The organism is Staphylococcus sp. NWU MKU2 (genome assembly GCF_033283605.1).
GTDB lineage: Bacteria > Bacillota > Bacilli > Staphylococcales > Staphylococcaceae > Staphylococcus > Staphylococcus haemolyticus.
The window spans coordinates 426,108-446,935 of the sequence record NZ_JAVSMH010000001.1; the positions used below are offsets into that span (position 1 = coordinate 426,108).

Here is a 20,828-nt window from a genome sequence, read left to right on the forward strand (position 1 = left end):
GGTTAATGATTGGATTATCATACCTTAATCGCTTATTTTAACTACTCCCCTAGAAAGAATGCTTCTACATCTTTCCAACCGTTAACACGTTTAAAACGTTCTTCACTTATATTGTGAGACGCAGTAAAAATGATTGGTTCACCTTCAAATATTTGTAATTGACGAGGATTATCATCTATTAAATAATCTGTTTTCACTACATTTTTACGACCACAGAAGACAAATTGCTGCGGATCTAAAAATGGAAAGAATTCAAGTAACCACTCATATTTATCATGAAATGAAGTTGGAACATCCATAGCTGCAGTAGCAATGTAAACATCATATTGCTCAGTCAATTTCTTAACGACTTCTTGTGCATGAGGCATAACAGTTAAATTTCTAAAGAAGCCTGGCGCTCTTAAAATATCACGAACTAAACCATCATGTTCTGGTATTACATTTTTAAGCTTTTGTCCATTTAAAGACTCAACTGTAATTCCTAATTCCGTTTTTACGTTAACCGCTTCAATAATTGCACCTAACGTGTCTGCTAATACTTCATCCATATCTATTGCTATAGATTTTCTAGACATACTATCTCTCCCTTAATCATCACCTATATACTTTTAAAGTATAGCAAAAATTTAAAAGGGAGTGCTACAAGACATTTAGAATCTATTGTAGCCCCCCTTGCATAATCAACTTATGATGTACTTCTAAAACTCAACTAATCATTGTAAGTTAAAGAGCTTACGTATTTGACCAACTTAATAATCAAAATGTTTTAATACTTCAATCATTCTGTCATTTTGTTCTGGGAACCCGATTGTAATACGAACGCCCGTTGGAAACGGACGTGTGATACAACCCACTTTTAGTAACGCTTCATATAATTCTTGTGCTTTTTCAGTTGCTACAAATACAAAGTTCGTCTGACTAGGTAAGAAATGTTCACTTTGTGGTATCTCAAAGAATTTTTCACGTTCTTTAGCATTTTTAGCTGTAATATCTTTCAAATAAACTTGATCTTCTAATGCTGCAATCGCTGCGTATTCTGAAATACGAGTGACATTGAATGGTGGTCGAATGATATTCCACTTTTCAATAGCTTCATTTGTAGCTACGACATACCCTACACGCAACCCAGCTAATCCATATGCCTTAGAAAATGTTCTTAACAAGAATGCATTATCAAAGCGTTCTTGCAATTTCAATGTATCTGGGTAATCTTCTGCTGTCACAAATTCAAAGTAAGCTTCATCAATCAATACAGGCACATGACTAGGTACGCGTTCTAAAAAGTGTTCCAATTCATCATGATTAAAATAGGTTCCAGTCGGATTATTCGGATTACATAGCCACACTAAAGCAGTCTCTTCATCGACCTCTTTAATAATATTCTCTAAATCAAACCCACCATTTAGTAAAGGTACTTGAACAACTTCAGCTGACTCTACAATCGCATTATGATAATATTGTCCAAATGTGCCTTCACTTGTAACTATTTTATCTCCTGGCGTTAACACTGCTCTTGAAATCATCAAGATAACTTCGTCTAACCCCGCACCAAATAGAATTCGAGAAGAATCCACGTTCAAATGTTCACTAATTGCCTTACGTAATGAAGGTGAGCCAGTCTCAGGATAATAAAATAACTCATCCAAATGTGCTTGAACTGCTTGCTTTGCTTTTGGAGAAGGACCATATAAATTTTCATTTGAAGCAAGTTTATATAATTCGCCTTCTATACCGTGCTTTTCTTTAAGTGCTTGTGGTGATAATCCTGGTTGATACGCTGCTAATTGATTTAATTGTTGTTTCATTGCCAACCACTCCTTTTTCAAAAAATTAAAAATGTTTATTCAATTATAAACCTGTTCCTCTAACATTGTTAAATTACAAGTCATTGACTAGTAAAAATTTATATTAACTTAATGTACACCATTCATCGCTCTCTTAACTATTGGAGAAATAGCTACTAAGATAACACCAATAAGCAGTGTAAACAATCCTGAGTATAAGAAGAACTCTTTCTCACTAATAATCTTAAATAATACAACGATTTGGCTATTGAGGCTTTGTGCAGTGGCGTTACTGAGCATCCACAATGCCATCATTTGTGCAGAGAACTTTGCAGGTGCTAGTTTAGATGTTACAGATAACCCTACTGGTGAGATACATAATTCACCTAATGTAATTAAGAAGAAACTTAACACTAACCATATAGGGTGAATCAAAAGCGCATCACTATTTAAAGGTATAATCATGACTAGATATGATAAACCTGCAAAGATGGCACCCAATGCAAATTTATATACTGTACTTGGATTATGTCTGCCTAATTTAGTCCATAAACTAGCAAAGACAGGTGCTAACATAATAATAAATACTGGATTGACAGACTGGAACCAAGCTGCTGGTATGTGGAAATCTAACGCACCATTAGTCAATTTAGCTAAGCTAAGTTCTGTCTTCTGGTCTGCAAAGTTAGCCAAAACGGTCGAACCTTGTTCTTGAATCATCCAAAATGCAACAGACGTAATAAACAACGGTATGTAACTATAAATTCTAGAACGCTCTTCTTTGTGCGTCTTATTACTTGATAACATATAAACAAAAATACAAATTGGTAATACGATACCTACAATCGTTACAATGACACTGAAACTAGATAAACTCAATTTTCCAATAAATTGCAAGATAAGTAGGATAATTGCGAATATTATTACGACAATGCCGGTAATAATTGATAATCTTTTGATTTCTTCTTTTCTAAGTGGGTTAGGAACGCTTAAACCAGCCAATCCTAGATTCTTTTTATTTGTAATAAAATAAGTGACTAATCCGATGAACATCCCTATTGCTGCTACCGCAAAACCAAAGTGGAACCCTAATCTTGTTTGTAAGTAACCTGTTGCAAATGGTGATAGAAAACTCCCTAAATTGATACCCATATAGAAAATAGTAAAAGCAGCATCTAAACGTCTATCATTATGGTCATATAATTCACCAACTGTAGTTGAAATATTAGGTTTCAATAAACCTGTACCAATAATAAGAAGTAATAGTGCTATCATTACTACTGTTAAACTACCTGGTATCGTTAACATGATGTGACCAAACATAATTAATATGCCACCATAAAATAATGCATGTCTTGTACCAATGATTCTGTCTGCTATCCAACCCCCGATGGTTCCAGACATATAGATGAGTGCACCATATAATGATACGATTTGTAACGCTGTTCCCTGTGGTAAGCCGAAGCCACCTTTACTAACTGAATAGTACAGATAATAAGCTAGAATCGCTTTCATACCATAGTAACTGAATCGCTCCCAAAATTCAGTAAAGAATAGTGTACTTAAACCTTTGGGATGTCCAAAGAATCCCTTTTGAGGTACACTCTCAACAATTTCTTGTCTCGAATAATTTCTAGTATTCATATTCTCCCCCCTAAAAAACCATACACGCTTTTTGTGTATTTATAGAATAGTGTAATTAAAAATAATTCAGATTACAATTGTATTTACAAATTTTGCGCTTTAAAAAAAGAACAAAACAACGAACTCATAATTAATTCGTTGTCTTGTTCCAACATTTTCACGTGTCTATTTATTTTACTAAACCTTCTTTTTCAAGATAATGTTTCGCAACATTATACGGATCTTCATTTTTCACGGTCACTTTGTAATTCATTTCTTGCATCTCTTCATCTGAAATTTTACCCTCTAATTTGTTGAGCGGTTTTTTAATTTCTGGATGTTGTTTTAAGAATTTTTCTTTAAACATTGGTGCACCTTGATATGGTGGGAATACGTGTTTATCATCTTTTAAGACTACCATATCATATTGTTTTAATTCTGCATCTGTTGAATAAGCGTCAATTAAATTAATATCACCTTTTTCCACTGCAGTATAGCGTAATTTAGGCTCCATTTTTTTAACATTAGATAAGTTGAGACCATAAGCTTTCGACACAGCTTTATAACCATCAGGTCGATCATTAAATTCCATAGTGAACCCTGGTTTAATTTTATCTTCAACCTTTTGTAAATCACCGATTGTTTTAATATTATTTTCTTTAGCAAAGTCTTTCTTCACCGCTAAAGCATACGTATTATTATATTTCATTGGTTTTAACATCGTCATGTCATATTTTTTCTCTAGACTTTGTTTAGCTTGTTGATATACTGCATCTTCTTTTTTAGATTTTAAATCTTCTTTAGTTAATTCACCTAAAACTGTCCCTGTAAATTCTAAATATCCATCGATGTCGTCTGATTTTAATGCATTAAATAGGAATGATGTTTTACCCATACCATCTTTAACATCAACTGTATCATCCGTTTCATCCTCAATTAAAATTTTGTACATATTCGTAATAATTGAAGGTTCTGAACCTAATTTACCTGCAAGCGTAATTGTGTCACCTTTTTTACCGAAAAGTGGTACAACAATGACTAATAGTATAATAAGAATCATTGCACCTACAGTGATTAGTAGTTTCTTATAAGATAATTTCTCCATATAACGTAGTATTAAATCAAACATAATTGCGAGTAGTGCAGCAGGAATCGCTCCGATAAGGATTAGAGACGTATTGTTACGGTCAATACCTAGTAAAATTAAATCCCCTAGTCCACCACCACCAATTAATGCGGCTAAAGTTGCTGTACCGATAATTAGAACCATAGCAGTACGAATACCGGCCATCATCACTGGCATCGCTATTGGCAATTCTACTTTAGTCAAACGACGCATCGGCTTCATACCAATACCTTTAGCTGCTTCAATAAGAGACGGATCAACTTCTTTAATGCCTGTATATGTATTTCTCAAAATTGGCAACAGTGCATACACAACTAATGCAATAATTGCTGGCACGCGACCAATACCAAATATTGGAATCATTAACCCTAATAATGCCAATGACGGAATGGTTTGTAATATAGCAGCTATATTCATAACGACTTCAGATAACCGCTTCGTCTTTGTTAAAGCAATCCCTAATGGCACGGCGATTAAAATTGCGATTAGCAGTGCAATAAATGAAATTTGGATATGTTCCAAGATGGTCGTAAGTACTTCGCCTTTACGATCATTGAGTGTGCTAAACAGTTCGCTCATGCTTTAACCTCCTTATCATGGTCTATCTCAGATAAATACTTAAAGATATCTTCACGTTTTAAGAGTGATTGCGTAGAGGTTGATACATCATTAACAATAACTGCTTCATGTTGGGCTAATGTAGAATAAACTGAACGTAATTGCACATCACTATTGATTACAGGATAATCATGTTGTGTTTCTTTTTCTGTGAGTGGCGAAGTAATATTAAGATCTTTCAACTGTAAGCTTTCTTTATCTTGTTCTAAATGGCTGCCCATAAACTCTTCTACAAATTTATTTTTAGGTTGATTACGGAATGCTTGTGGTGTATCTATTTGTTCAACATGTCCATTGTTTAGTAAACATATTCGATCACCTAGCTTCATTGCTTCTTGAATATCATGCGTTACAAATACAATTGTCTTTTTGATTTTAGTTTGTAATTCTATTAAATCATCTTGTAGTTTTTCGCGACTGATTGGATCCAGTGCACTAAAAGGTTCATCCATCAATATAACTGGTGGATCTACAGCTAATGCTCTTACTACACCAACCCTCTGTCTTTGACCACCTGATAATTCATCTGGTTTACGATCTCGATATTTTTCAGGTTCTAAACCAACCATTTCAAGTAATTCGTCAACACGTTGATCTATATCTTTATCTTTCCATTTTTTCATCTGCGGAACCTGTGCAATATTCTCTTTAATGGTCATATGTGGGAAAAGTGCGATTTGTTGCAACACATATCCAATATCCCATCTCATTTCATAAACAGGATAATCACTTATTGGTTTATCTTTAAAATAAATATAACCTTCACTTAACGGAATAAGTCTATTAATCATTTTCAAAGTGGTTGTTTTACCACACCCTGATGGACCTATGATTACAAAAAACTCACCCTCATTTATTTTGAAACTTACATCATCAACTGCCACATTATTCCCATAACGTTTTGTTACGTTTTTAAATTCAATCATTTAGTCACCTTCATTTGCTCTACTTATTCAAATAGTTTGCATTCTTATTCCCTATTTAAACATGTTTAATTATGAATTCATATTAAATTAATCGAAATATAGAAATTACATTTAAAATTAATAATGTGACAATAAAATAAAGGTAAGGTTCGCTACAGAAATAGTAACAACCTTACCTTTCACTTTATATACTCGCTTTATATGAATGTATAATTTCTAAGAATTTCGGACAATAATGTTTCAATTTATAGCTACCAACACCATCTATTGATATCATTTCTTGTTTGGATTCTGGCTTGCGTTTAGCAAACTCTTCTAATGTGTAATCCGAAAAAATACTAACCGGTGCAATATCCAATTTCTCACTTAATTTTCGTCGAACTTCAACTAATTCACTGTATAATGCTCGATCTACACCTTCAACTGTATTGATATAGACTTTTTCTTTGGATTTTTGTTTAAATGGTGTCGTAAATACTTTCTCTTTATTGTTAAGTAACTTTTTAACACTTTCATCACATATTAAGATTTCATCATTTTCGTTTAAAAACCCTTTGAAGCGCAATTCATCAATTAAATGACTTAATTCTGAAGTGGTATAATCTTTCATCAAACCATGTGTCGTCAACTTATCATAATTATTATATTTAATATAATCACTTGTTTCTCCACGCAAGACTTGAATGATTACGCTATAGCTTTCTTTTTGACGCATGCGTGCGATACAACTAATGATCATTTTAGCTTCTTGCGTCATATCATATGTTTTATTTTGTTGAATGCAGCTACTACATTGCCCGCACTCTTCTAATTTTTCGTTAGGTTCAAAATAATGTACTACAGTCGCTTCAAGGCATTTTTTCGTTTTCGTGTATTGAATCATTTTAGTGAGTTTCTCACCCATTTTATCTTTATAATCTTCATCAGCCTGTGAAACAGTAATAAAATATTCATGCAATCCTTTATCACGTTCACTAAATAAAAGAATGCATTCACTTTCTAATCCATCACGACCTGCACGTCCTGCCTCTTGATAATATGATTCTAAATCACCTGGCATATTATAGTGTATAACGTATCTAACATTTGATTTATCTATCCCCATACCAAAAGCATTTGTCGCTATAACAACCTTCACTTTATCATATACAAATTCGTTTTGAGCAGTCTCACGTTCTTTATTTGTTAAACCAGCATGATAAATTGCCGAAGAAACATTGATAACATCTAATGCTTCTTGTAACTCCTCAACTTGTTTACGTGTAGAGCAATAGATAATTCCTGCTTGTTCTTTATGTTTCTGCACATAATCTACAACAAATTTCTGACGTTGATAGGTAGGATTCACTTTAAAAATAAGATTCCGACGTTTCGTACTTGTTTTTACTTCATCTCGTCTATCGATGTTTAACTTTCCCATAATATCTTGCTGTACTTCTGCAGTAGCTGTTGCTGTTAGTGCAACGATTGTAAAGTTTTGAGGTAATGTGAATACTTTCTTAATTACACTTTGATAGCTAGGTCTAAAGTCATGCCCCCACTTAGAAATACAATGTGCCTCATCAAACGCGATAAGATGAATATCAATTCGACTTAATAAACTTAAAAAATATTGATTATCGAAACGTTCTGGCGCAACATATAAAAACTGAATATGACCTTTCATTAAATCATCTTCGATTTCTTTTTGTTGCTTCTTAGTTAAACTACTATTTAAGAATGCTGCTTTAATCCCCATTGCTTTAAGTTGATCAACTTGGTCTTTCATTAAAGATATTAGTGGACTAATTACAATTGTAGTTCCACCTAACATTAATCCAGGCACTTGGTAGCAAATTGATTTACCACCACCTGTAGGTAATACACCTAAAACATTATGATGATCCATTATTTTAGTTATGATTTCTTTTTGACCAGGTCTGAAATTGTCATACCCAAAATAATGCGATAATGTTGCTTCCATACTTTACATTCCCCTTATTGCTCTTTTAGTTCTTCTAATTCACTCCATCTCGTGATGTCTGCTTCATATGTTAGCTCTAAATGTTCTTTCTCTTCATTTAATTCTTTGATTTTGGCATAATCAGCACTGGCCTCAATCATCTCTTCATCTATTTCTTCTAAGCGTGTTTCAGTTTGTTCAATGCGTTCCATCAAAGTTTCATATTCTCGTTTTTCCTTATAAGACAACCCTGATTTTTTTCGCACCGTTGTTTTTTGTTTTGGTTGTTGTGCTTGTTTCTCTAGGGCGGCTAATTTATCCTGCTCTTTCTTATAAGACTCATAATCTTCAAAGGACCCTACAATACGTTCCATCTTTCCGTCATGAATATACCAGTACTCTTGAGCGACTTTATTTAAAAAATAGCGATCGTGACTAACAGTTATAACTGAACCACCAAAACCACTAATATAGTCTTCTAAAATAGTTAATGTTTCTGTATCTAAGTCATTTGTTGGTTCATCTAGCAACAGTACATTAGGTTGATGCACGAGTAATCTTAATAAATATAAGCGTTTTTGCTCTCCGCCTGATAATTTGTATATCTTCTTACCATGTGTTGAGCTTGGGAACAAGAAACGTTCTAGTAATTGAGTTACAGAAATTGAAGTTCCATCCTTCTCTTTAGCCACTTCACTCTCTTCTCGTAGGTAATCAATCATACGTATATCTCTATCTAACGTTTCTTCTGTTTGTTTAAAGTATGCTACTTTTACAGTTTGGCCAATTTTAAGTGTGCCTGTATAATTGTTGTCTTCTCCGCTTAAAATATTTAATAACGTGGTCTTTCCAGCTCCATTTGGCCCAACAATACCAATACGTTGCCCACTTTGAATAATTTCAGTAATATCTTCAAATAATGTTCTGCCGTTAATTTGTTTTGAAAGTTGTTCTAACTCATACACTTGTTTGCCTAATCTTGAATACGCTAGATTCAGTTGCCCTTTATCTTGAACGTGTTGAGCTTGTACTTCCGATTCTAAATCATTAAAACGATTGATACGCGCTTGTTGCTTTGTCGTTCTTGCCTTAGCGCCAGCTCTCATCCAAGCTAATTCTTGTTTATATAAAGCCTTTTGCTTTTCTTGTTGTTTTTGTTCAATAATTTCATTTTCTGCTCGCATTGCTATGTAATCTTCATAATTACCTGGATAAGATTTTAATTTACCTCTATCTAATTCAATGATTCTACTCGCAATTTCATTTAAAAAGTAACGATCATGGGTTACAAACAATACGGTATGAGGATACTGCTTCACATAATTGATTAGCCATGTTATAGATTCAAAGTCTAGGTGGTTTGTAGGTTCGTCTAATAATAATAGATCAGGTTGTTCAATAAGCGTTTTAGCAAGCACTACGCGTTTTTGCTGACCACCTGACAGTTCGTTCACCTTTTTGGTCGTGTCATTAATACCTAGTTTAGATAATATGGTTTTAATTTCTGCATTATAATCCCATGCACTATTTTGGTCCATAGCCTCTTGTGCTTCCATCATCTTTTGAAAATGCGCGTCATCTTGTTGTTGTGTATAAGCATTAACTGCTTCTTCGTAAGCTTTTATAATTTGAAGAGTCGTTGTGTCTGAGCTAAGTACAGCTTGAAAAACAGTCATATCTCCATCTAGATCCTGCTTTTGAGAAGAATACCGTATACGATATTGATTAGGATGCGTAATATCAGCTGTATAATCATCATCTATATTTCCGATAACTTTAAGTAGAGTACTTTTACCAGTACCATTTATTCCAACCAATCCTATTCTCTCATGTTCAGAAATAGATAGGTTTAAATCATCGAAAATGATTTTATCCGCATATGATTTATTTAAGTGCTCTATTTTATACGCTTCCATGCATCTACTTCCTTTTCAAAATCGAAATATCGAATTTTTTAAATATTTTTGATAAGCTTAAATCAGTTCTATATATTATACACCTTTTTAGGCTTAAATGATACAAGGAGACAAGAGTTATGATTGACTTTTTCGAAAATTTACCGCCTTATTTACAGGCGCTTGTAGCAGGTATTATTACTTGGCTACTCACAGCATTAGGTGCTGCTTCTGTATTTATATTTAAATCCGTAAATGAACGAATTCTAATATCTATGCAAGGATTTGCTGCGGGCATTATGATAGCTGCCAGCTTTTGGTCTTTATTACAACCCTCTATTGAATATGGTAAAGATGGTAGTTTACCTGCTTGGTTACCTGCTGCAATTGGCTTTTTATTTGGTGGTATCTTCATACGTGTCCTCGATTCAGTTATTCCTCATTTACATCAAAGAATTGGCGATAAGAGTCAGTACCGCGAAGGTGTTAAGACTTCTTTAAGTAAGAATACACTATTAGTACTAGCTATTACGTTACATAATATTCCAGAAGGACTATCGATTGGTGTTGCTTTTGGTGGTATAGCAACTGGAAATAGTCAAGCTACATTTCTAGGTGCTTTAGGGTTAGCAATTGGTATAGGAATACAAAACATTCCGGAAGGTGCAGCATTATCTATGCCTATTATAGCGGCAGGCGCATCTCGTTGGAAAGCGTTTAATTACGGGCAAGCTTCTGCGATTGTAGAACCTATCTTTGCTACTATTGGCGCTGCATTGATTTTAGTTATTACACCTGTTTTACCTTATGCATTAGCTTTTGCAGCTGGCGCTATGATATTTGTTGTTGTTGAAGAACTAATACCTGACTCGCAATCTGGTAACAACACGGATCTAGCAACACTAAGTCTAATGTTAGGCTTTACAATTATGATGATTTTAGATGTAGCGCTTGGATAAAACTTGCAATTATCACAGATATTTAAATTAACTATTAATCAGCAATTATTTAAATGACAACATCATTTAAGACATGTATCTATAGCATCAACTATATATTGCAACTCAACATGTTACACATAATCAAAATCATAATAAAAAAGACAATTTCTATTTATTTCAATAGAAATTGTCTTTTTTCATTAGTCTAGAAATTTTATATTATAGACTTTACTTGATTATTTTTGATTCCCTTTAGGACCAGTTTTGTATTCATATTTAGACGGGTCAATTTTTTTGAAATCAGGATTTTTATAGAATCTGAACAAGTCACCATTTAAGACATTGTCACTCATTTCTAAATCTTTCTCAACCTGTTTCTTATTCTTATCTAAATCTTTAGGTTCCGTTTCTAATAGTTCATTAGTTTTATTAGAATAAGCTTTACCGTTTACATATTTGTAATCTTTCGTAATGAAATCACCATTACGGAATGGAATTACATCATTATGATCTTTAGATAACATGTCAGTACCAAACATTAAGAAGTTTTTAGAGTCAATTCCTACTAAATGTAATATAGTAGGCATAACATCCATTTGACCAGCATATGTCTTATCTACTGTACCTTCTTTACCAGGAATTTTTAGCCAGAAACCTGTACGGTTTAAGTCCATAAATTTCGCTGGCGTAATCTTTTCACCTAATAATTTTTCCATCGCATTATTATGGTTCTCTGAAATACCATAGTGGTCACCATAAATCATAATAACTGAATCGTCGTATAAACCTTTCTTCTTAAGATCTGTTACGTACTCTTCAAGTGCTTGGTCTAAATAATGCGCTGTTTGAATGTAACCATCAACAGTTGAATCACCTGTATTAGGTTTATCAATATCTGCATCTTCCTCACTCAATGTGAATGGATAGTGGTTTGTTAATGTAATTAAGTGTGAATAGAATGGTCCTTTCATTTTAGATTGATATTCTGCTGACTCTTTAAAGAACGGTTTATCTTTTAAACCTAAGTTAACGATATTATCGTCAGACATATCATAATATGTTGCATCGTAGAACTTATCAATACCAAAATGTTTATAAACTTGGTCACGGTTCCAGAATGTTTTGTAGTCACCGTGCATAACATCAGAAGTATAACCTTGCTTTTGATCTAAAATGGCAGGTAATGATTGGTAAGTATTATCACCTTTTAATGAATATGCAGAACCTTGTGGTAAACCATAAAGGCTGTTATCCATTGTGAACTCAGCGTCTGATGTTTTACCTTGACCAGTTTGATGGAAGAAGTTTGGATAGTATCTAAAATCTTCATTACCTGTAGATAATTTATTTAAGAACGGTGTTACTTCTTTACCATTAACCTTTTTATTGATTAAAAATGTTTGGAAACTTTCTAGATGTATTTTAATAATATTTTTCTTCTTAGCAACACCAAAATACTCTGAATTTGGCGTTGTATTTTTTTGTTTCGTGTAATTCAATACTTTAGTTAGGTCATCTTCAGAAGCCAATGCTTTTTGTTGGTTATTCTGGATCGTTTTAACGCCATCATAAACTGTAAAGTTATAGGGACCTAAATACTTCACTAAATATTTATGGTCAAACGTACGTGTTAATAACTCAGGACGATCTGTTTCAGCAAAAGCTAAGTTCAAGAAGAATAATGCTACTGAAGCAGCCATTACAACCGGTACAAACTTTTTACTGAAGACACGCTTATCTAACCAACTTCCTCTGAAAATAAGGATGAATAGATAAATAATAGTATCTATAAAGTAAACAAAGTCATACCATTTAAATGATGCCCCAACAGCACCACCCATAGACTCAACATTCCCCGCTTGATTAAGTGTACTAAATGTTAAAAAGTCCGAGAAGAATCTAAAATAAACTACATTTGCATATAGCAAGAATGATAGTAAAAATCCTCCAATAAAGATGAACCAATGTGCTTTTTTTCCTTTAAAGAATAAGAACACACTTAAAATAAGCGCGATTAAACTATATGGATTCATCAATAGTATTAAGTTTTGAACTAGTCCTTTAACACCCAAAGAAAAATCAACATAATATGAAAAATACGTCTTCAATGTCACTGTAAAAACAGTCAGTAAGAAAAACGCAAAAAGACTTATTTTCTTTTTGTGTAAACTCATGTATGTTTCCTCCGTTTATAGTTATTCAACTTTGAAGAAATGTTAAAGACTTAACCGAAGACTTAAACACTTACTCAAATATGACCGTTATGCAATTACTTACTAATTTTTAAATTTCGCTATTTTAATTTATTAAGAATATGTCATACACATACATTAAATACAAACGATAATTCACTCTTACATTTTTATCCCAATGACGAACTATACGTTAGTAATGCCTTATGTATACAATGTTGGATGCTATTCTATTTAATTATTAATAAAGTATTAACAAATTATGAGCTTTGTAATATTATTGTAATATTGCCCGTAGTTTAATATATAAATATATAGTATTTTTACTCATTTATCAAGAAAAAACATCTTTATATATCGACATCTCAATAGTTTGTCACAAATATATACAAGTATAATGATGACGCACTGATTTATTTATTATAGCTTCTTATATGATATTTTTAATCAGACTATAGACCTACTCAATCTATTAAAAATCCGTATAAATAAATCGTCCATTCAATTAATTATTAACAGTTATTTCATCATTTCTAATTGCATTCTGAATTCAATGCCGTGAAACAGTTGATTCATCCAATTGCTAAAGTTCACAACATTTTTTTCAGCAGTTTCAATATCAATAAATTGGAATTTCAAACGTGAACCTTGTGGTTTCTGTGCAAGTTTAGTCAAATGATAACTCGCAATCGTTCCAATTTGAGGGTAACTTCCTATTGTATAATGATCGTTTAATAAGATAATCGGTGTACCATCTCGTTTAACTTGAATCGTTCCTCTTTTAACAGATTGATGTGCAGGCATATCATCGTAATATGCTTTTATCTTCTCACCATCTAATAACATACCAACACGATTCGATTTATTAGTTACTTTATATTCGCCTTTAATAAAATGGGATTGCGTTTCCTTATCAAAGTCTTCAGTACCTTTATTAGCGATAACATGAAACACGTCAGAGATATAGTTGAACGACAATGCATAACCATCAATACCCCAATCAGTAGTACGCTTTTCTTTTAGATTTTCAAACAACTTATGATGACGTTCAGTATATTCTCTTTTCATTTCAACTTCATCGCCATTTTCAAGTTTACGCCCGTGATAGCCACCAATGTGAACATTTAAATCTGTAGAATTCGAACCCAGCCAATTGTCTAATTTAAATCCTCCACCTATAGCAAGATATACACGTGACGTTTTATTTGTTTCTTTAAAAGATAACACATCATCTTTACCTAAAAGGTATAGTTTATAAGGTTTTACTCGCATGTTTTGTGTATAAGCTTCAAAATTTTGACCTGTTAATGCAATTAAAGTAGGTTCAGTGAATCGAATTTTAGCCATAATATGTGTCATTTCAAGTGTTGCTTCATTCTTGTCATTAGCGACAAGACGATTTGCAATTTCATGACCTAGTGTGTCTAAAGCTCCACACGGAATAACACCTGCATATTCATATCCATGACGCCCGAAATCTTGAAAGCTACTAAACAATCCGGCTTTTTCTATTATGATTGACATGGTTTAAATTCTCCTAATTCAATATCTTTGCGTTTTTCTGGTTTGAAAGTGACATTATCTCCTAATTTTAGCAGTGTAAAATCTTCTTTTTCAGGAGTAAACAACGTCATAGGCGTGTACCCTATCACTAACCAATCATTATATGTATCAGTTGTTACAATCCCGCATTTTTTTCCTTCAATAATAACTGAACCTGCAGTAACAAGTTTCTTCTTATTACTTGTATGATTAACATACAATGCTTCATTCATTCCAGTTAAATATGGAAAGCCAGGAGCATAGCCCATCATAGAGACAAAGTAAGCCTTATCAGAATGTAATTGAATAAATTCATCTTTTGTTAATTTGTAATACTCTAGCAAGTCCTGTAAATCGGGGCCAAATTCATCACCATAAATAATAGGAATTTCATAGGTCGTGCTCTCATCTTTGTTCATTTCTAATTGTTTTATTTCTTCTTGTATAGATGTTACTAATGCCTTCATATATTGAAAAGGTGAAGTAATATTATGATGTTTAATCATATCTCGAGCATCATAGCAAATCATCATATCTGATTCAGTAGGAACAATTTCAGTTATAAATGGTAAATCTTTCTTTAATAAATGATTACGCACTGCGATTAACTCAGTTGTTACATTTTTAGATACATCTTTTTCAACCGCAATTACAATTGCTTGATCTCCCTGACTATAAATCTTCATAACTCCACCTCAAAATAATTATATTTAATGATGATAAAATATATTTAGAAAATCAACCGCATAAGGAATGATTGATTTAATTAAAAAATAAATGAATACACATTGAATTAAAACGGTAACGGTTGCCACAATACGTGCATTAATGAGTGCATTATTATTTAAATATCGATCTGCTAAATATTTACTTATCACATTTAAAATCACAATAATTACAACCCATAATATTGCCATATTTCACTCCGTTAGTTCGTTTTTATCAATAAATACGCATATACTTCCAATATTATTTTATAGATAAATAGACACATCGGCAACCTCTCGTAAACTATTTAGTAAAAAGATACGTACCTGCTGATTATTTAATTTCTCGCTGAGTTCTGTTTTAGTATAATTTTTGATTGAAAGTTTTCCTTCATCTATAAGAGATTGACGCATGCATCCCAATAAAAAGTCGTTGTCATAACTCGGCGTATAGTATGTACCTTCTTCCTCTATCATGATATTACCAATATCAAATTCCAGAATTTTACCTTTTTCATCATATAATAATATTAAATCTGTTTCATGATTGTGTGCTAAATGCTGGCGTTCTGTGGTTTTGTTAATGATATATCGTTCGTTATAATGCGTTTGAACTTGCTGAAATTTAGCCGTAAACAGCGACTTTTGAGATAAAGGTTTAATTACATAATTCATATCGCCAGTTTTATCTATTTCTATTTTAAGTCGGAACGTGCCCTGTTGATGATTTTTTATAATCTCTTTTACAAGATGTAACCAGTTTTCCTTTGAAAAGGCATAACCCAAACGTCCACATGATTGTTGTATTCGATTAATATGATATTGAAGTCTTGGAATTTCACCATTTTCCAGACGCATCGTTTCAAACAAGTTCATTTATAACATCTCCAATATCTTTGTTTTATCTCGAAACTCTTGTACTTCTTTTTCAGGTATAGAATCAATTGTAATACCTGCACCCACACCGTAATGAACTTTCTCATTTCGATACTCAAGCGTTCGAATTGGAATATTAAATATCATTTTATTATCCGGAGATAATAATCCAATTGTTCCACAATAAATATATCTAGGATTAGGCTCAAGCGCTTTAATGTATGACATCGTATTAAGTTTCGGTGCGCCCGTAATGGAACCACATGGAAACAGCGCTTTTAAAATATCGGTCAAACTCGTTTCGGCTTCTAATCGACCCGAGACCATACTCGTCATTTGATAAACAGTCTTATAACTTTCTATAAAGAATGGCTTATTAACGTGTATAGTTCCTGGCTTAGAAATTCTAGAAATATCATTACGCAATAAATCAACAATCATTACATTTTCAGCACGATCTTTAAGAGAGTTCTTCAATATGTCATAATTCATCAAATCTTCATCTTTATTAATACTACGTGGCATTGTCCCTTTCATCGGTTTACTTACAACTACATTTTCTTGGTTATTGAATGCTCCTTTTTGAAAGAATAATTCAGGAGAAATTGAGGCAACTTTAATCTCTTCTACATCTAATAATGCAGTATAATCACCATTATTTGTCTGAGTTAAATAATAATATAAATCAGAGATAGGGTAATGGATATCACTAACTAAACGTGTTGTATAGTTCACTTGATACGTTTCTCCATCAGTGATTGCGTCTTGAACTTGTTTGATCTTATCTTGCATTTCTGCATCACTTTCCAAAAAGCGAAACTGATGTTTAGGTTTGTAGCTTTGCGAAAGATTGTTAGACGGATGTTTAGCCATATTAGGATTGAAACTATATGCAAGAGCTATGACTTGATTATTATTCAATTCGTGCGTAGCCATTTCTTGATTAAAAAATTTTGCCGCTTCATATGTAAGATATAGCGCTACGTAACGCCCGTTTGATTGTTCATCTTGAGCAAAGCGAACTACTGCACCGATGTCATTCAAAGTGTAAGCCACCTTTTTAGAGGCATACGTGTCAAAATTTAATGCTACTGTTTCAAAATGGTCAGGTGTCGTATAGTATCTATAATTAAACGCGATGTTCATAGTCTATCCCCACTTTTCTAAAAATAGTCGTATCTGTTCATGCCCATATTCACTTAAAATAGATTCAGGATGATACTGAACGCCATAAATAGGATATTTATTATGTTCAAAAGCCATTATAATCCCTTCTTCGTTATAAGCTGTCATATCTAAAATGGTAGGAATATGATTTTTATCTGCAATGAGTGAATGATATCTCATTACTTCAAACGCTTGAGGTAGTCCTTTAAATAGTCCAGTTCCTCTATGAGTTAACGTTGTGGTATGACCGTGAACCGGCTTTAATCCATGAATAATCGTACCTCCATAATATTCATAAATAAATTGGAAACCTAAACAGACACCTAATATAGGAATTTCACCCTCAAATTGATTCATAATTTCAGTTAAAATTGGATAGTCACTAGGTTTACCTGGACCTGGCGAGATGACAATTGCCTCTACGTTAGATGACCTTAATAGATCAACGGAAACGTCATCTACCTCGTATACAACTATCTCTTTATCAGTTTCTGTCTTAAAATATTCTATTAAATTATATGTAAATGAATCTTTATTATCTATAACTATAATCATTTATGTCGCTCCAACTCTATGTTAAATAACTTCATCTATAACTTTATTATAATTAATAATTTTTTGAAAATGTAAGGGTTTACTATTTATATTGCTTTAAAATATAGCTTGATTTTAAGAAGTGAATATATTACGCTAACTAGCGTACTAAAAACTCAAAAGAGGTTCCTAGCTGAAACCCTCTATAAAAAACTAGACAATAATCGAAATATTTAGTTTGAAAGTAACATTACTTTTGTATAACTAGTTGAAATGTTTCTAAGTCTATCTTTTTTATAGAGATAGACTTTTTTTATGTTCTCATGGCTAGGTTAGAGACGGCATAAAGTATGATCTAATCTTTTCAAAAAAGGAGAATATTCATGACAAATCAAAATTTAAACAAGGACAAAGCCATTGTAGTATTTAGCGGGGGGCAAGATAGCACAACGTGTTTATTTTACGCTAAAAAACATTTTAAAGATGTTGAATTGGTAACATTTAATTACGGTCAACGACATGATGCAGAAATTGAAGTTGCTACACGCATCGCAAAAGAGCAAAATTTAAAACATCATATTTTAGATATGTCACTATTATCACAATTAACTCCAAACGCCTTAACACAACATGATATGGACATTGAAACTGGTGAAGACGGTATTCCAAACACGTTTGTACCAGCACGTAATTTATTATTCTTATCATTTGCTGGTGCATTAGCTTATCAACGCAATGCTAAACATATTATTACCGGGGTTTGTGAAACGGACTTTTCAGGTTATCCAGACTGTCGTGATAGCTTTATTAAATCAATGAATGTAACGCTTAGTTTATCTATGGATAAAGACTTTGTTATTCATACTCCTTTAATGTGGTTAGACAAAGCACAGACATGGGAACTTAGTGACGAATTAGGTGTTCTAGATTATATTCGACACAATACACTTACATGCTATAACGGTGTTATTGGTGATGGTTGTGGAGAATGTCCAGCATGTCAATTAAGACAACGTGGTCTACAATATTATTTAGAAGCAAAAGGAGCGAATTAAAATGATTCAACAACTCTATCCGTCAGTTGCCCACCCCTATAGTTTTGAACTTAATAAAGATTTTAATTTTTCAGCCGCGCATTACATTCCAAGTGAAGATGCCGGTAAATGTATGAGAACACACGGGCATACTTACTTTGTTAATTTAACAATTGCAGGGGATAAACTCGATCATAATGGTTTCTTAATCAATTTTAGTGATTTAAAAAAACTAATCCACGACCAATTCGATCACTACTTATTAAATGATTTACCTCAATTTAAAGATAAGAGTCCTTCAACTGAAGTTGTAGCTCAAACAATATATAAAATGGTCCAAACTCATCTACAAAACTGTGATAATCAACCTCAATGTGTCCAAGTTTATCTACGTGAAACGCCGACTAGTTATGTCGTATATCGCCCAAAGGAGTATAAATAATGGCTGCTAAAATTCCAGTACTCGAAATTTTTGGACCTACGATTCAAGGTGAAGGACGTGTTATAGGTCGCAAAACGATGTTTGTTAGAACTGCAGGTTGTGATTATCGTTGTAGTTGGTGTGACTCTGCTTTCACTTGGGATGGAAGCGCTAAAGAAGACATTCAGTTAATGACAGCTGAAGAAATATATAATCAACTGAAAAAAATCGGCGGTGACCATTTTGATCACGTTACGATATCTGGAGGTAACCCAGCACTAATTAAAGGTATACAAGATTTAGTGGATTTATTTGAAGAAAAACAGATATACTCTGCTTTAGAGACTCAAGGAAGTAAATTCCAACCATGGATGAGACAAATTAACGATTTAACTATAAGTCCTAAACCACCAAGCTCTAACATGAAACCTAACATTGACATATTAGATAGTGTAATCGAACAATGCATTGAATCAACACTTAATTTAAAGGTTGTTATTTTTGATGATGATGATTACGAATTCGCTAAAATGATACATCATCGCTATCCAAACATTCCTTTTTACTTACAAGTCGGTAATCCCTACCTAGATGATGAAGTTGACAACCATACAGAAAAACTTTTAAGTCGATATGAAGCATTAGTTGATAGAGTGATGGTTAGTAATGATATGAACCAAGTTTATGTTTTACCACAGTTGCATACGTTACTGTGGAGTAACAAAAAGGGTGTTTAATAATTACTTTATAAATGAAAAATATTTTTTAAGTGTTTTGAAATGATTAAGTTTGTTTTAATTGGTATAATGTTCTAATGAACTATGTTAGATAGGAGTACAGCATGATTATATATGTATTAATTAATATCGCCGTAGTGCTTGGTGTACTCGGCTTTGACTTATATAAGCACCAATTCAAACAGCTTAAATTTAGCTCCGTATTAATAGCAATAACGATTAACGCTTTAATTAATGCTATCGTCATCGACAAATTTAATTTTATAACATTATGCTCAATCGCTTTTTTTATATGTTGGTTGGGACTTCAATATTACTTGAATTATCAACACTATACACTTGTTATTTACGAGTATAAATCGATTGCCTTGATATTTTCTATCATAATAAGTTGCTCATTATTTATTACCTATGGATCAAGTGATCAATCAATTTACATGTCTGTTCCATACTTAGCGCCAACAATATTCTTAATAGGTGCTAGTGCGATATTTTTAGGTACTTTCTCTAGAGGAGAACTTGGAATTTTTAAATTTATAAAAAAGCTTAAATTTCCAATTACTATAGGCTATATGCTTATTATAATTTCGATTGTATTATTAACTTTTTTGACGCCATTCTGGTATATCTTCTTAATCATTTATATTCTTTTAGGTATCTATCTAGCATGGCAACTTAAAAATACTAATTTAAAACATCATATAGAAAATAATTAAACGCTTGAAGTTTCATCATTTAAAACTTCAAGCGTTTATTTTGATTT

General features: G+C 32.7%; 19 protein-coding genes and 1 riboswitch. Of the genes, 5 read left to right on the forward strand and 14 right to left on the reverse strand.

Annotation, left to right across the window (positions count from 1 at the left end):
* Positions 1-41: 41 nt before the first annotated feature.
* From SBL15_RS02295 to SBL15_RS02325, 7 genes are all read right to left on the reverse strand, one after another.
* Positions 42-575, reverse strand: coding sequence for a 5' nucleotidase, NT5C type (locus tag SBL15_RS02295; RefSeq protein ID WP_107611486.1), 534 nt, complete (start codon positions 573-575; stop codon positions 42-44).
* A 174-nt stretch (positions 576-749) separates the two neighbouring features.
* A complete protein-coding gene (gene hisC, locus SBL15_RS02300) occupies positions 750-1,805 on the reverse strand; it encodes a histidinol-phosphate transaminase (RefSeq protein WP_107611487.1) in 1,056 nt (351 codons plus the stop codon).
* A 108-nt stretch (positions 1,806-1,913) separates the two neighbouring features.
* The gene (locus tag SBL15_RS02305; protein ID WP_107611488.1) at positions 1,914-3,428 is read right to left on the reverse strand and encodes a peptide MFS transporter; all 1,515 of its coding nucleotides are present in this window, start codon (positions 3,426-3,428) and stop codon (positions 1,914-1,916) included.
* 169 nt (positions 3,429-3,597) lie between these two features.
* Positions 3,598-5,112, reverse strand: a complete 1,515-nt coding sequence (locus SBL15_RS02310) for an ABC transporter permease/substrate-binding protein (RefSeq protein WP_317955040.1) — start codon at positions 5,110-5,112, stop codon at positions 3,598-3,600.
* On the reverse strand, positions 5,109-6,077 hold the full coding sequence (locus tag SBL15_RS02315; RefSeq protein ID WP_107613362.1) for an ABC transporter ATP-binding protein: 969 nt from the start codon (positions 6,075-6,077) through the stop codon (positions 5,109-5,111). The genes SBL15_RS02310 and SBL15_RS02315 overlap by 4 nt, the downstream gene beginning before the upstream one ends.
* Before the next feature lie 184 nt (positions 6,078-6,261).
* A complete protein-coding gene (gene recQ, locus SBL15_RS02320; RefSeq protein WP_107611490.1) occupies positions 6,262-8,040 on the reverse strand; it encodes a DNA helicase RecQ in 1,779 nt (592 codons plus the stop codon).
* A 14-nt stretch (positions 8,041-8,054) separates the two neighbouring features.
* Entirely contained in the window at positions 8,055-9,935 is a 1,881-nt protein-coding gene (locus tag SBL15_RS02325; protein WP_107611491.1) for an ABC-F family ATP-binding cassette domain-containing protein, read from the reverse strand.
* 119 nt (positions 9,936-10,054) lie between these two features.
* Between SBL15_RS02325 and SBL15_RS02330 the strand changes: the two genes are divergently transcribed.
* On the forward strand, positions 10,055-10,873 hold the full coding sequence (locus tag SBL15_RS02330; protein WP_317955042.1) for a ZIP family metal transporter: 819 nt from the start codon (positions 10,055-10,057) through the stop codon (positions 10,871-10,873).
* Positions 10,874-11,091: 218 nt separating this feature from the next.
* Here the strand turns inward: SBL15_RS02330 and ltaS are convergent, their stop codons facing one another.
* From ltaS to SBL15_RS02365, 7 genes are all read right to left on the reverse strand, one after another.
* Complete coding sequence (gene ltaS / locus SBL15_RS02335) at positions 11,092-13,029, reverse strand: polyglycerol-phosphate lipoteichoic acid synthase LtaS (protein WP_107611493.1); 1,938 nt, start codon at positions 13,027-13,029, stop codon at positions 11,092-11,094.
* A gap of 537 nt (positions 13,030-13,566) precedes the next feature.
* Positions 13,567-14,571: a biotin-dependent carboxyltransferase family protein gene (locus SBL15_RS02340; RefSeq protein WP_107612039.1), complete on the reverse strand. Its 1,005-nt coding sequence runs from the start codon at positions 14,569-14,571 to the stop codon at positions 13,567-13,569.
* Positions 14,559-15,275 (reverse strand): allophanate hydrolase subunit 1, encoded by a 717-nt coding sequence (locus SBL15_RS02345; RefSeq protein WP_053018718.1) that lies wholly within the window; start codon positions 15,273-15,275, stop codon positions 14,559-14,561. The genes SBL15_RS02340 and SBL15_RS02345 overlap by 13 nt, the downstream gene beginning before the upstream one ends.
* Positions 15,276-15,299: 24 nt before the next feature.
* On the reverse strand, positions 15,300-15,506 hold the full coding sequence (locus SBL15_RS02350) for a hypothetical protein (protein ID WP_107612038.1): 207 nt from the start codon (positions 15,504-15,506) through the stop codon (positions 15,300-15,302).
* 57 nt (positions 15,507-15,563) lie between these two features.
* A complete protein-coding gene (locus tag SBL15_RS02355) occupies positions 15,564-16,172 on the reverse strand; it encodes an aminotransferase class IV (RefSeq protein ID WP_107612037.1) in 609 nt (202 codons plus the stop codon).
* The gene (locus SBL15_RS02360; protein WP_107612036.1) at positions 16,173-17,318 is read right to left on the reverse strand and encodes a chorismate-binding protein; all 1,146 of its coding nucleotides are present in this window, start codon (positions 17,316-17,318) and stop codon (positions 16,173-16,175) included. It abuts the gene before it with no gap.
* A gap of 3 nt (positions 17,319-17,321) precedes the next feature.
* Positions 17,322-17,894: an anthranilate synthase component II gene (locus SBL15_RS02365; RefSeq protein WP_107612035.1), complete on the reverse strand. Its 573-nt coding sequence runs from the start codon at positions 17,892-17,894 to the stop codon at positions 17,322-17,324.
* Positions 17,895-18,049: 155 nt separating this feature from the next.
* Positions 18,050-18,096: riboswitch (PreQ1 riboswitch) on the forward strand.
* Positions 18,097-18,256: 160 nt separating this feature from the next.
* On the opposite strand from SBL15_RS02365, the gene queC reads away from it, so the two are divergent.
* From queC to SBL15_RS02385, 4 genes are all read left to right on the forward strand, one after another.
* Complete coding sequence (queC, locus tag SBL15_RS02370) at positions 18,257-18,928, forward strand: 7-cyano-7-deazaguanine synthase QueC (RefSeq protein WP_107612034.1); 672 nt, start codon at positions 18,257-18,259, stop codon at positions 18,926-18,928.
* 1 nt (position 18,929) lies between these two features.
* Entirely contained in the window at positions 18,930-19,349 is a 420-nt protein-coding gene (queD, locus tag SBL15_RS02375) for a 6-carboxytetrahydropterin synthase QueD (RefSeq protein WP_053017232.1), read from the forward strand.
* Positions 19,349-20,065: a 7-carboxy-7-deazaguanine synthase QueE gene (queE, locus tag SBL15_RS02380; RefSeq protein ID WP_317955044.1), complete on the forward strand. Its 717-nt coding sequence runs from the start codon at positions 19,349-19,351 to the stop codon at positions 20,063-20,065. The genes queD and queE overlap by 1 nt, the downstream gene beginning before the upstream one ends.
* 104 nt (positions 20,066-20,169) lie before the next feature.
* On the forward strand, positions 20,170-20,781 hold the full coding sequence (locus tag SBL15_RS02385) for a DUF2273 domain-containing protein (protein ID WP_107612032.1): 612 nt from the start codon (positions 20,170-20,172) through the stop codon (positions 20,779-20,781).
* The last annotated feature ends 47 nt before the right edge of the window (positions 20,782-20,828 follow it).